Source organism: Flavipsychrobacter stenotrophus (assembly GCF_002954265.1).
In the GTDB taxonomy this organism is placed as follows: Bacteria; Bacteroidota; Bacteroidia; order Chitinophagales; family Chitinophagaceae; genus Flavipsychrobacter; species Flavipsychrobacter stenotrophus.
This window is the reverse complement of the sequence record NZ_PPSL01000002.1, coordinates 24832-38483: the sequence shown is the minus strand read 5'-3', so window position 1 is coordinate 38483 and position 13652 is coordinate 24832. Positions and strand designations below refer to the sequence as shown.

Here is a 13652-nt window from a genome sequence, read left to right as displayed (position 1 = left end):
AATAAAATACGCCGTCAATGTTATATAATACATAAATAGTGCCAGAAGCTAAGTCAAAAGTTAAAAGTCAAAACCAAAAAGTGGAGTTGGTATGAGTGTAGATTTGTCAACTTTCTAAAAAGTTGACAAATCTTGTGATTGAGCTATTTCAACGTTCCAAAGAACTCTTCGAGTTCATTTTCGCTTGTAAAGTAGACGTCTCTTGGTTTACTGCCCACTGCCGGGCCTACTATGCCTGCGGCCTCCAGCTGATCCATAATGCGGCCTGCACGGTTGTAGCCGAGGTTGAAGCGGCGCTGCAGATTAGATGTAGATCCGCTCTGCATCTGTACTACAGTGCGGGCGCATTCTTCAAATAGTTTATCGCGGTTCTTGGGGTCAAATGTTTTGGCTCCGCCATCTTCATCGTCCATTTCAGGCTCGGGTAGCGGGTGTGCTTTCAGGTAGCCTCTCTGGCCCCCTATGAAGTTCACCACATTCTCTACCTCGGGGGTGTCAACAAATGCGCACTGAAGTCGTAATAACTCGCTGCCATGAGATATCAACATGTCTCCACGACCTACCAGCTGTTCGGCACCGCCTGTATCCAGGATGGTGCGGCTATCTACCTTTGCCGATACCTTAAAGGCTATACGGGCAGGGAAGTTGGCCTTGATAGTACCTGTAATTACATTTACCGATGGGCGCTGAGTGGCAATGATAATGTGTATACCCACCGCACGTGCCAGCTGTGCCAGGCGGGCTATAGGCATTTCCACCTCTTTGCCGGCAGTCATGATCAGATCGGCAAACTCATCTATTACCAGCACTATAAACGGCAGGTACTTATGTCCGTTTTCAGGATTCAGCCTGCGGGCAATGAACTTTTCGTTGTATTCTTTTATGTTTCTTGCACCTGCGTCTTTGAGCAGTCCATAGCGGTCGTCCATCTCATCGCACAGGGCTTTGAGGGTGTAGATAACCTTCTTAATATCGGTGATGATCGGCTCTTCTTCATTCGGTAGTTTGGCCAGGAAGTGCTTTTCAATGGTACGATATATAGAGAGTTCCACCTTTTTAGGATCGACCATTACAAACTTAAGCTGTGATGGGTGTTTCTTATACAACAACGACACCAATATGGCATTGATACCTACTGACTTACCTTGTCCGGTAGCACCCGCCATCAGCAGGTGAGGCATAGTGGCAAGGTCAACAATGTAATTTTCGTTGTCGATCTTCTTGCCCAATGCAATAGGCAGGCTCATTTTGTTGTCTACAAACTTAGGGCTGCTCAGCAATGCCTGCATGCTCACTATCTGCTTATTGGCATTAGGTACTTCTATACCTATAGTACCCTTACCTGGTATAGGGGCTATGATACGAATACCCAGTGCGGCAAGGCTTAGTGCTATATCATCTTCCAGATTTTTGATCTTGCTGATACGTACGCCCTTGCCCGGTACCACTTCGTAAAGGGTGACTGTAGGACCTACGGTGGCACTGATCTGTTGAATTTCAATGCCAAAGCTGTTGAGCGTCTGCACGATCTGGTCTTTATTGCGCTCCAGCTCGCCTTTGTTCAACGATATTTCTTCTTCCACGCGCGTTTCCATGAGGTCAAGCGTGGGGAATCTATAGTCAGGCAGGTCAAGCTCGGGCGCATAGGGCTCATTACTGGCTATGCTGATGTGCGCGCCGTGTTTTATTGTAGGGCGCTCATTTTCCTGTTGTTTCACTTCGAAGGTGAATTCGGGCTGTGGGGCTTCTTCGTCTTCCTCCTCTTCTTCTATATAATCTTCTTCTTCGTATGCTTCTACTTCAGGGTATTCATCTTCTTCCACCGGCTGGTGCGGTTCTGCAACTCCTGCGTCTGTTTTCCATTCGTTGAACAAGCGCTCTTCTTCACTCATTTCCGCCTCCTCTTCTATGTTGGCATCTACAAGCCCCATGTGGTTATCAATATGGTCTAGTTTCTTCTCTACCATATCCATTTCCCACTCTTTATTTGCAGGTTCACCGGCTATTATAAGTGGCACATGGCCTGTATTTGCTTTCAACTTGTTGCCGGTAGCGGGCATTGCCTGTATTTCATCGGTATTAGTAATGGCAAATGGAGCTACAGCGGCTTTTTCTTCCTCTTCCTCCTCTTCATCTATTGCAGCAGGATCTTCGGGCTTGTTAAATTCCTGTACCGGCTTTAGCGAAGCTGCCATTATTGCCGCTCTTTCTTTCATTTTCTTAATGAACGGACTGATATCCAGCGCGAAAATGACGAATACAAAGAACAACACAATTGATAAAAGCGCCATGCCGGTGCCGGCAACACCCAGCAGACCGTTGAAATAGGAGATGGTAGCATTACCCAACGCTCCGCCCAATGGGAAAGGAGAATCGGGGAACAAATAAGTAAGAACCGGAGCCAGTAGCAATAAAACTATTGATACCCAACGGGCATAACGCATGTAAACCGCCGCTTTTTTGCCGTAAATGAGGTTAGTGCCAATGGCGGCTATGCCTATGCCAATAGCCATAGAGGCTATACCTGCACCGCTGTATACCAGCAGGTGGGCAATAGCGGCCCCCATGCGGCCACCCCAGTTAGCCACAGGTGTGTGATCTTTAAAAAGGAATTGTGAAAGGGAATTGCTGGAGAAAAACTTATCCTGATCGGCATTCCAGCTATAATAATAACTGATAATAGATACGGTGGTAAATACGCCTGTGAGGAGGAAAAATATACCAAAGCCCAGCCTTATCTGCCTTTTCCTGTCTATATGCAGGGGTAGCTCGCCGGCAGGCAAGGGTGGTTCGGGTACTGTGGGTATTGCTTTTTTGGTCTTGGTAGTTGCCATGGGTGGCGGTAGCTTTATTCAGCTACAATATTAAGGAATGCTGACATAATAAACTGGACAAAAAGGGGGGTGTCGGAGGAAAATGAATGCAGGCCCATTTATGCACCGACACATTTATTTTTTCTGCTCTTGCTAAATATTTCAATAAATCCATATTTTTGGAAGCGAAATATTTTGGCAAAGACAAACGTTTTGTTTTTTTTGCGTGTCTATACTAATAGTTAAAATCCGCTTCATGCAGTTTAATTATACAAGGTCTTGTAGTTTTGTTAGTTACCTGAAAGTGCTTTTGGTGCTTTTATTTGCGGGGGCGTCTCAAAGCGCCAGTGCACAGATAACGCCTTCAACGGGCTACACAGCTAGTCAACTAGTGAGTAAGCTGGTAGGCGCCGGTGTAACTACCTCAGGTGAGGTTTTGACTTGTGCCAGTGGAGCGAGCGGGGAGTTTATGGTGACCAGCAGTAATTTAGGGTTAGATTGCGGTGTAGCGCTCACTACAGGAAAAGTGGTTACCGGAGGGGGGCAATACGGAATTAATGTTCTGACGGGTGTCGCTTCAGGAAGTTTTGCAAGCGTTGATAATTTAGCTCCGGGAGATGCAGCACTTACAACATTGGCAGGTCAGCCCACAAAAAATGCCTGTATTTTGGAATTCGACTTTATTCCGTCGGGAGATACAATAAGATTTAATTACGTTTTTGGTTCTGAGGAATATCCTTCCTTTACTTGTTCTAACTATAATGATGTTTTTGGCTTTTTGATATCAGGCCCTGGTTTTGGTACAGGCACAAATATTGCATTGATACCAGGCACAAATATTCCAGTCTGTATCAATAGCGTAAATAGCGGAGTTCCTTCGGGTGGTTATTTGCTTGCTGACTGCAACTCTATCGGTCCTGGCTCACCATTTCCGGCTTATTTTGTCAATAATGCAGCAGGCACTTCCGTTACATATGATGGTTTTACAACTGTTCTTCAGGCAAAAGCGGCAGTAACTCCTTGTACAAGTTATCACCTGAAACTTGGAATAGCAGATGCAGTTGACGGTGTTTATGATTCCGGAGTATTTCTTGAAGCGGGCAGCCTATCCTCAGTTCCTAATACCACTCTGGTAGCCGTGGGGGTTGGTACTATTCCTTATGCTATAAGAAGTTGCGCACCGGGTCACGTTACCTTTAATACGGCTGCCACCAGTTGCACACCTACTATTATTAAGTATCTGATAAGCGGTACAGCTATTAACGGATATGATTATGCGACTATTGCAGATAGTGTTATTATACCACCGTTTGGTACAACGGCTATCGTGAACATTAATCCATTATTGATACCACCTTCTACACCAAAGACAGTAATACTAACAGTTTTGATTCCTGATCATTGCGATCCTACATTGCTGGTTCCTGATCCGTTACAGTCGGCCACACTAACTATTTATGACTCATTTCATATTAATATAGTTACTCCTGATACCATGATCTGCAGGGGGGAAAGCGTTAATATCATTGTTCAACCGGATACTATCTTCGGCGTATTAATGGTCTACAACTGGACACCGGCGGCCGGTCTCAGCAGCTCTGTAGTACTTAGTCCTACTGCCACTCCAACAACGACTACTACTTACATTATAACAGGTAATGTACTGGTTGCAGCAGGCTGCCCGGATGCAACCGACAGAATAACGATAACAGTTTATGATCCCCCTGTTCTTACGGTAGATTCTATATTGGTGAAAACCTGCGTTGGTGTCCCTGTTAACCTGCATGTAAACGCCACCCCTGTGGGAGTGCCATATGACTATTCATGGGCGTCCGGCACCTATTTGAGTAGCACTAGTATAAGTAATCCTGTTACAAATCCGTTTGCTACAGGTGATATCACCTATACCGTCACCGTAAATCCTACAGCACAACCTTTATGTAAAAGTACTGCAACCGTAACCGTGCACACGCTTGGTGACTATACAGTCGGTCCGGTATCCTCAAATATATGTTTTCCTCAGACAGTTACTGTAACCAGCACGGGTAGTACTGAGTTCAGTTATGTCTGGACACCATCCATCGGGGTGGCCACCAGTACCAGCCGCACACCTGTAATATCTGACAGTGTAGTGGGTAATACCGTATATACAGTAACCAGTTCTTATGCCAATTGCCCTGATTATGTGCATACGATAACCATACATGTAGATACACCTGCGAACTTGCAGACAATTGTCGATACCATTTGTCTGGGTATGTCCACGACTTATGACGTAACGGTGCCCGGGGGGCTTTATTATCATTATCAGTGGTCTTCCGCTCCATCAACTGTTTTGATAAGTAACGATACATCATCTCACCCAATATTTACTCCCTCTGCGGCGGGGTCTTATGTACTCACTTCAGTGATACAACCTATTTCTGCTGTTTGTGCAGTTACGGCTATTGTTAAGCTGGAAGTCCTCCCCAATGTAATTAGCGTGCATCCTACCGATACTGCCATATGTCTTGGACAGGTGGTGCAGGTAATAGGATCTGGGCATCCTGCCTTTTCTTATCAATGGTTGCCTACGGCCGGTATTGGGGTGTCTAATGTGCTTAATGCACTGATAACGCCTGATACTTCAGCATTGTATACTGTTACTGCTCATTTCCATAGTTGCCCCGATATTTATGCTACACTCAATCTGCAGGTGCAGCCAACGCCCACAGTTTACATAGGTGGCAACCGGCCGTTGTGCGAATTTGATACCTTGCACATTAATGCTTCGGTGCTTCCGGCATGGTTTACCGGTTATACCTATACTTGGTCTCCTGCGGCTGATCTGGATAATACATCCACTTCCACCGTTGTATTTGATGGAACGACAACTACAACCCTGCATTTAGTGGTTACTTCTTCAGCAGGCTGTACCGGCCAGGATTCTGCGGTTATTACCTTATTGCCTGGCAATTTTGCGGCTCCATTGCCTGATCTGGCCTTCTGTCCCCACGACACTGCTATATTAAATCCGGCGGGTGGCGCAGGCCTGTCTTACCACTGGTATCCTTCTATTTACATAAGTGATAGCCTCAGCAATTCACCGGTTATCCGTCCTATCGCTTCACAGTCATATTACGCCATAGTTACCAATGCTAATGGTTGTAAGGATACGGTGCATTTTAATACTATTGTACATCCGGCTGCACTTATATCAGTGCCCGATTCGGTAACACTATACCCTGGTGAAAATTACCCCATTGAGCCAATTACTAACTGTACTACATTTACCTGGTTCCCATACACCGGCCTCAGCAATCCGCTGATATCTAACCCGGTGGCTACGCCTGATGTGAGCACATTATATATTGTAAAGGCTACCACTGAGTATGGTTGTAAAGCGGTTGATTCGATCAATATTATAGTGAATGAAGAGACCCTGATAGCAGTGCCAAATGCCTTTACGCCGGGCACAGGGGTGAATGGTGAATTTAAAATTATTAAGCGCGGTATTGCTAATTTAAATTATTTTCGTATTTTCAACCGTTGGGGAAACATGGTTTATGAGTCAAAAAACATAGATGCGGGATGGGATGGCAGCTGGAAAGGCGAGCCACAGCCATTTGGCGTTTATGTGTATAGTATACAGGCCGTAACCTCAACAGGCAAAGTATTTAACAAACAAGGAAACGTAACAGTAATCAGGTAAAATAGATAAGAATATATCAAGATGAGAAAAGGAAATATTATCACCCGTTTGAGCATTGCGGCGCTTACACTTACAGCGCCTGCAGCTATTGCCCAGGACATTCACTTCAGCCAGTTCGATATGCAGCCACTGGTGGTAAATCCTGCATTTACAGGTATGTTCTACGGTAAGGTGCGCGCCAATGCTATCTACAGGAACCAGTGGAAGAGCGTTACTGTTCCCTATGTTACCTATGGTGCGTCTGTTGATCTGCCGATAAAATCAACTGATGGTGGTTACCTTGCAGGTGGCCTTCAGTTGTATAAAGATCAGGCCGGCGATGGTAATCTATCTAATTTTACAGGTCTCGGATCTATAGCTTACCACAAATTATTTGGTGGTGGCCTTGATAACTACAGCGGATCTGATCTCGCTATCGGCTTGCAATTCGGCTATGCTCAGAAGAGCATAGACCTTTCTAAATTATACTTTGGCGATGAATTCGTCAACGGTTCTTTCGTAAAGGGTACAACAGCTGAGTATAAGTACGGAATGGGTAATAATGTTAACTATGCACTGGTAAATGCCGGTCTTTGCTTCTCACATGCCTTCAATGAAAGCTTCAGCTTCATACTGGGTGTAGGTGCTAATAACCTTAATCAGCCAACTGATGCTATCCTGAAGAAAAAGAACAGCGATGTAGGCCTTGCAATGAGGTATACAGGTACATTGGGTATAGTATGGAACGTATCTGACAAGATGAGTTTACGTCCTGCTGTATTGTTCCAGACACAGGCTTCTGCAGTAGAAATGATCTTTGGTAATGAATTCCATTATAACATTGGCGAACAATATGGTGATGTGAACTTTACACCCGCTATCTTTGTTGGTGGCTGGATGCGCGGGGGTGATGCAGCAATGCTGACTGCCGGTATAGAGATCAAGAACATGAGAATAGGCGTTGGTTATGACTATAATACTTCTTCTTTGAACAACGCTTCTAACGGAAACGGCGGTTTTGAGATAGCAATAAGGTATGTAAGTCCATACTCAGTTTCGCATACAAGGCGCTCGATTCCATGTCCGCGATTCTAATCGATATTTCATAATACGTTGAAGGGCTAAACTTTTTTTTTGTCAGCCCTTCTTTTTTTTAAAAGCAATTTATACTTTTATATCGTTTTCAACGATCATGCACATGAGAAAAAATTGGCTGTTCCTTATTTTAGCGACAACATTTATTATTGCACAATACAATTCGAATGCCCAGAAAGCCATATCCGGAAGGAATAGCATTAATGACCCAACCAGGGTAATTTCTGATGAAAAAGAGTTAGGCTTAGCGCTTGGTTTGTTTGTAGGGGGTAGCTATTTCGACGCAATTGATTATTATCAGGACCTTAGGTCGAGGGATGAGAGAAATCCATACCTCGCTTATATACTGGGTGAGTGTTACATGGCAACCAGGGATTATGTTCCGGCGGCACATCACTACGCTGAAACGTACTACCTTGACAAGAAGGATTATCCATTGTCTGCGTTTTTCGCAGGTCAGATGTTTAAGCAGCAGGGTGAATACAAACAGGCGATAACCTGGTTCAAACAGTTTTTGACTGATAACAAGAAGACTGCTGCCAACAATCCGTTGGACAACAATTTCAACAGAACGCCAACGCAAAAAGAATATAAGAATTACAAGAAGCTGGCTCAGATAGAAATTGATGGTTGCGAAATGGCAATGATCTCTATCAAGGATCCTGCTCCGGTAAACATCTTTAATTGCGGTCCTAACGTTAACTCTGCTTACACAGAATTATCTCCTTATCCATTGGGTGATTCTATGTTGCTGTTCTCTACATTGAACCGTAACACACTTGAGGTGACTACCTTCAACCGTAAGTCTAACAAGCCTGATATGATCTCTGCCGAGCATTTCATGATCGCTAAGAAGCAGCCTGGTTATGTAGATTCTTTCCAGTGGCCTTTACCATTTAACGATGGTGGATTTAATGCGCAGGGATTGGCTAACGGAGCAAACGTAGGTAATGGTTGCTACAGCCCTGGTGGAGATCGTTTTTACTTCACTCAGTGCAAAGTAAAAGATTCATTCAGGTTCGTTTGCAAAATATACTATTCTCAGTTCCTTGAGCACAAATGGTCTCCTGCAATGCTGGTACCAAGTGTGAACGAAGCGGATGGTGAAGAGTCTAACTCTATGCCATTTGTAGCTAAGGTGGGAAAGAAAGAAATTCTGTACTTCGCATCTAACCGTAAGCTGCAGAGTCGTGGTGGTTATGATATCTGGTATTCAGTTATCGATCCTAGAAATGGTACTTTCCGTCGTCCGCAGAACTGCGGTAAGGCTATCAATACTAAGTCTGATGAGTTGACTCCGTACTACGATACACGTGTTGGTAAGTTGTATTTCGCTTCTAACGGCCGTAAGTCTTTCGGTGGTTTCGATATCAACGTAGCTGATGGTGGTCCTTCGCGTTACTCTAAGGTGCAGAACCTTGGCTATCCTTTCAACACATCTGCCGATGAGTTCTATTTCATCAAAGATCCGGTAGGTAAGCCAGATGCATACATCGTATCTAATCGTATCGGTACAATTGCATTGAAGAACCCTACTTGCTGTAACGATATCTGGAGAATACAATACGAACCACGTTTGGTGATCATCGGTAAAGTATTGAGCAAGAAAGACCAGAGCATCATGCCACAGTCTGTAGTGAAAATGCTGGACCAGAAATCTGAAATGACTACTTACAGTTCAGAAGATGGTAACTTCATATTCAACATGACACGTAATCATTCTTACGTTCTTACTGCTGATAAGCCAGGTTATACATCATCTCGTGCTACAGTAAGTACTATGTCTGTTAAGCGTTCTGATGCTGATGATACAGTACATGTTACTATCTACTTAGATAGCATCAAGCACAGTTTCAGCGTAAGCAACATCTACTACGATTACGATCAGGCTACACTTCGTGCTGAGTCAGTTGCATCATTAGATACACTGGTAAACTTCATGAAGGATAATCCATCAATACAGGTAGAGATCTATTCTTATACAGATGGTAAGGGTACAGATGAATATAACTTCCCTCTTTCTCAGCGTCGTGCACAGTCTGTGTTAGATTATCTGGAAAAGAATGGTGTTGAAAGGCAGAGAATGACCGCTAAGGGTTTTGGTAAAAAGAATCAGGTAGCTGTAGAAGTTACTCCCGATGGTAAGACCGACATACCTGAAGCACGTCAGTTGAACCGTCGTACAGAATTCCGTATCATTGGTGACTTGCCTACACGTCGTGTAATATTCAACAGTGCTATGCCGGGCTCGATGGACCAGCAGGAAAGGAATCTTCGTCAGGAAGCTGATGATGAACCAGACCCAGCAGGTGCTAAGGCTCCAAAAGAAGAAGGTGATAATTAACATCAAAAGTTATTCATAAAGAGAAAGGGTTTGCAGCAATGCAAACCCTTTCTTCTTTTTAAGACTCCATTTTTCGCTGTGGTTCCCGCTATAGGTCGCTCAAAGGTTATTGAGCCATTGAGGCATTAAGCCATTGAGCCATTCATTTTCTTCACCAATCCTCCCAGCTTTTTTAGTGCCTGCTCTACCTCTGCTGACCATGGCATACCATAACTCAATCGCATACAGTTCTGATATCGATCTTGCAGTGTAAACATGGTTCCCGGAGCAAAGCTGATCTTCTGCTGCATAGCTTCCTGGTAGAGCTGGTAGGTGTCTATATGTTCGGCTAATTCCAGCCACAAAATGAAGCCACCCTTTGGTGTGCTTAGTTTTATCTCTTCAGGAAAATACTCACCAATAGCACGGGTAAATTGAAGGCTGTTGGTGTGTAATGTTTGCCTTAGTTTACGCAAATGCTGTTCGTACCTGCCTGTGGCCAAAAAGCTGCCTAGTGCAGCCTGCTGCGCAGTAGCAGAGGTAATACAATGGTATAGTTTCAGGCTCTTGATCTTATCAATATACTTGCCGGGTGCTACCCAGCCAACACGGTAGCCCGGAGCCAATGTTTTTGATATAGAGCTGCACCAAAGCACATTGCCTTCTTCATCAAAGCTCTTGCAGGAACGTGGACGTTTGTTGCCGAAATACACATCACCATACAGGTCGTCTTCAATAAGTGGTACACCATGTTTAGATAGTAGTTTTACAATGGCTTCTTTTTGTTCATCGGGCATACAATAACCTGTTGGGTTGCTGAAGTTGGTAACAAAGAAGCAAGCCTTTATATCATGCTGTTCCAATGCATTTCTAAGATCATCGGGGTCTACCCCTGTATCAGGGTCTGTCGGGAGTTCCAATATCTTTAGACCAATACTTTGCGCAAAGCGCAGTACTCCAAAATACACAGGGCTTTCTACAGCTATAGTATCGCCCGGTTTGGTAATGGCTTGCAGACAATAAGAGACCGCATTCATACAGCCTGCGGTTGTTACCAGATCATCGGCCTGTAAATGGCCACCCCAGTGCATGCTCCAGCGGGCCACCTGCCTGCGTAGTTCTTCGTTGCCCTGTATTTTTTCATAAGAGGTGCCATTGGCGGGAAGATCGCGTAGGGACTGTATCATAGCCTTATTGAGGCGGGCAAGAGGAAGTATTTCGGGAGAGGGCACACTCAGTGAGAACTTTACCACACCATCCATCGCCAGATCATCATAGACCTCGCCAATTATGGCCTCTACATTTTTGTTCTTCACCACCTGTATAGGGTCGCTCTTCTCTATTTTACGAGGAAAGCGTGATGGATTGAAGCTGACATAGTAGCCACTTTGCGGGCGGGATTCCACCAGCCCTTTGGCTTCGAGGTGATAATATGCTTGCAGAATGGTACTCACACTTATAGCGTGCTCCTTGCTTAAAAGCCTTACTGATGGCAGCTTATCGCCGATCTTCAATACTTCATCCAGTATTTGTTTCTGGAATGTTTCTGCAATCTGTAAGTACAGATGGTCGCTTTTACCTTTAAAAACAATCTTCATTAAATAAACTGTTATGGTCAAAAATACGAAAATTGTGTCTGTTTTATTTCGGAAAATCATTTCACTTTTGTAACGGAAAAGAAACCTCTTAATGACACCTACCACCAAAGCATATATAGCCCTTGTTTTTGTTTGCATAGTCTGGGGCACCACCTACCTGGCACTAAGGGTGGGCGTGATGCACTATCCTGCATTTCTTTTTGCAGGGGTAAGGCAGGTGGTTTCCGGGATTATTTTAGTGATCATTGCGCTGATGGCCAATAAGAATAAAGACATATCGGCTAAGAACATTCTCAGGCAAATGCTGGTAGGCTTCCTGATGCTGACTGTGGGTAACGGTTGTGTGACCTGGGGTGAGCGAACCGTGCCAAGTGGTGTAGCAGCTCTAATTTGTTCGGCTATGCCTCTGTTTGCGGTGTCGTTCAACCTTATGTCGTCTCAGAAAGAGAAATTCAATACATTGATTGGCGCGGGCATGTTGCTGGGTACCTGCGGTGTCGCTCTCATCTTCAGGCAGAACCTTGCGGCATTGTCTGATACAGGCTACCTGATGGGAATATTGGCTGTGTTACTGGCCACAGCATCATGGGCAATGGGTAGCATAGTGAATAAGAAGAACGTGAATCCTGTAAATCCATTCTTCAATTCAGGGCTGCAGTTGTTGTTTGGTGGTTTGTTTATGCTGGTGATAAGCCCGGTTGTAGATGATCTGAAACACGTAGAATTATATAACAAGGAGGGTCTGTTGTCGCTGGTATACCTGATCATATTCGGGTCAGTGCTGGGTTATGGTGCCTATATGTATTGCCTCAGTAAGTTGCCGGTGGGTATAGCTACCATATATGCTTATATCAATCCGTTGGTGGCGGTAGTACTGGGTTATTTTTTACTGGGTGAAGAGCTGAACATATACACTGCATTAGCGTTTGCAACAATTGTAGGCAGTGTGTTCATGGTGAATAAGGGCTACCGACAACAACATAAAGAATCAAAAGACAATATTGACAATAAAGCCGCCGCCGCATTTCCTGAGACTGCGCCGGAGGGATCATAAACAGTTAAAAACCGATAATATGGAATACCCGATCTCGATTACCCCGCATGCGGAAAGAACGGTAACTGATACCAAGTCTATCCCTTTCGGCAAAGTGCCTACAGAACATATGTTTGTGGCAGAATACAGGGATGGTAAGTGGCAGAATGCCCGCATCACTCCGTTTCATGACCTTACGCTGAGCCCGCTGGCTTTGTGCCTGCACTACGGGCAGACCGTGTTTGAAGGTATGAAGGCGTTTATGATGGAAGATGGCCGTATCAATATCTTCAGGATGGAAAAGCATTATGACCGCTTCAGTAAGTCGCTGGACAGAATGTGTATGCCACGTGTACCACAGTCACTGTTTACCGAAGCTATGCACCAGTTGGTGCAGTTGGACAGTAAGTGGGTGCCTGAGGAAGCAGATGGCTCCCTTTACCTCCGCCCGTTCATGATAGCAACTGAAGACAGGATAGGTGTGAAGATAGCCGATGAATATCTGTTCATGATAGTGGCTTCACCTGCATACCAGTATTATGCAAATCCGCTGAAGATAAAGGTGGAAACGCATTTTTCAAGAGCGGCAGATGGTGGCACAGGCATGGCTAAGTGTGGCGGTAACTATGGCGGAGCATTCTTTCCAACGCAGATGGCCAAGGAAGAAGGCTATGACCAGGTATTATGGACAGATAGCAAGACCCACGAATTCATTGAAGAATCAGGCACCATGAATGCTATGTTCTACATAGATGGTACTTTGATCACTCCTGCATTGTCCGGTAGTATATTGGATGGTGTTACGCGTAATTCTCTTTTGGCATTGGCGCGCGAGCAAGGCATGAAAGTAGAAGAAAGGCCACTGGCTGTAAAGGAGCTGAAAGACGCACTGGAAGCGGGTAAGCGTGTAGAAGCATTTGGTGCGGGCACAGCTGCCGTTATAGCGCCTATAGCCAGCATTGCCGTAGATGGTAAAGCTTACGACTGCTATGTTGGGGAAGACGCAACGATGTTCACACTGAAGAAGGAGCTCTATGATATCCGCACAGGTATAGCACCTGATACGCATAAGTGGAACTATGTACTGTAAGTGAAAACTTAAAACTTAAAACTTAAAAGT

7 protein-coding genes are annotated in these 13652 nt (G+C 44.8%); 5 read left to right on the top strand and 2 right to left on the bottom strand.

The window, feature by feature from the left end:
- Window positions 1-143 precede the first annotated feature (143 nt).
- Window positions 144-2834: an FtsK/SpoIIIE family DNA translocase gene (locus CJD36_RS05290; RefSeq protein ID WP_105038100.1), complete on the bottom strand. Its 2691-nt coding sequence runs from the start codon at window positions 2832-2834 to the stop codon at window positions 144-146.
- A 235-nt stretch (window positions 2835-3069) separates the two neighbouring features.
- Between CJD36_RS05290 and CJD36_RS05285 the strand changes: the two genes are divergently transcribed.
- From CJD36_RS05285 to CJD36_RS05275, 3 genes are all read left to right on the top strand, one after another.
- Window positions 3070-6504 carry a choice-of-anchor L domain-containing protein gene (locus CJD36_RS05285; RefSeq protein WP_105038099.1) on the top strand — a complete coding sequence of 1145 codons (3435 nt, stop codon included), beginning with the start codon at window positions 3070-3072 and terminating at the stop codon, window positions 6502-6504.
- A 21-nt stretch (window positions 6505-6525) separates the two neighbouring features.
- Complete coding sequence (locus tag CJD36_RS05280) at window positions 6526-7578, top strand: PorP/SprF family type IX secretion system membrane protein (RefSeq protein WP_105038098.1); 1053 nt, start codon at window positions 6526-6528, stop codon at window positions 7576-7578.
- Window positions 7579-7681: 103 nt separating this feature from the next.
- Entirely contained in the window at window positions 7682-9922 is a 2241-nt protein-coding gene (locus tag CJD36_RS05275; RefSeq protein ID WP_161499213.1) for an OmpA family protein, read from the top strand.
- A gap of 125 nt (window positions 9923-10047) precedes the next feature.
- Here CJD36_RS05275 and CJD36_RS05270 read toward each other — a convergent pair whose 3' ends face one another.
- Window positions 10048-11499, bottom strand: a complete 1452-nt coding sequence (locus CJD36_RS05270) for an aminotransferase-like domain-containing protein (protein ID WP_105038096.1) — start codon at window positions 11497-11499, stop codon at window positions 10048-10050.
- Between the two features lie 91 nt (window positions 11500-11590).
- Between CJD36_RS05270 and CJD36_RS05265 the strand changes: the two genes are divergently transcribed.
- Together CJD36_RS05265 and CJD36_RS05260 are read left to right on the top strand one after the other, a co-directional pair.
- A complete protein-coding gene (locus CJD36_RS05265; RefSeq protein WP_105038095.1) occupies window positions 11591-12553 on the top strand; it encodes an EamA family transporter in 963 nt (320 codons plus the stop codon).
- Window positions 12554-12572: 19 nt separating this feature from the next.
- Window positions 12573-13622 (top strand): branched-chain amino acid aminotransferase, encoded by a 1050-nt coding sequence (locus tag CJD36_RS05260; protein ID WP_105038094.1) that lies wholly within the window; start codon window positions 12573-12575, stop codon window positions 13620-13622.
- Window positions 13623-13652: the final 30 nt, after the last annotated feature.

Excerpts from the sequence above, each read along its gene's own strand:
- CJD36_RS05290 (WP_105038100.1), bottom strand. The coding sequence starts at position 2,834 with ATGGCAACTACCAAGACCAAAAAAGCAATACCCACAGTACCCGAACCA.
- CJD36_RS05285 (WP_105038099.1), top strand. The coding sequence starts at position 3,070 with ATGCAGTTTAATTATACAAGGTCTTGTAGTTTTGTTAGTTACCTGAAA.
- CJD36_RS05280 (WP_105038098.1), top strand. The coding sequence starts at position 6,526 with ATGAGAAAAGGAAATATTATCACCCGTTTGAGCATTGCGGCGCTTACA.
- CJD36_RS05275 (WP_161499213.1), top strand. The coding sequence starts at position 7,682 with ATGAGAAAAAATTGGCTGTTCCTTATTTTAGCGACAACATTTATTATT.
- CJD36_RS05270 (WP_105038096.1), bottom strand. The coding sequence starts at position 11,499 with ATGAAGATTGTTTTTAAAGGTAAAAGCGACCATCTGTACTTACAGATT.
- CJD36_RS05265 (WP_105038095.1), top strand. The coding sequence starts at position 11,591 with ATGACACCTACCACCAAAGCATATATAGCCCTTGTTTTTGTTTGCATA.
- CJD36_RS05260 (WP_105038094.1), top strand. The coding sequence starts at position 12,573 with ATGGAATACCCGATCTCGATTACCCCGCATGCGGAAAGAACGGTAACT.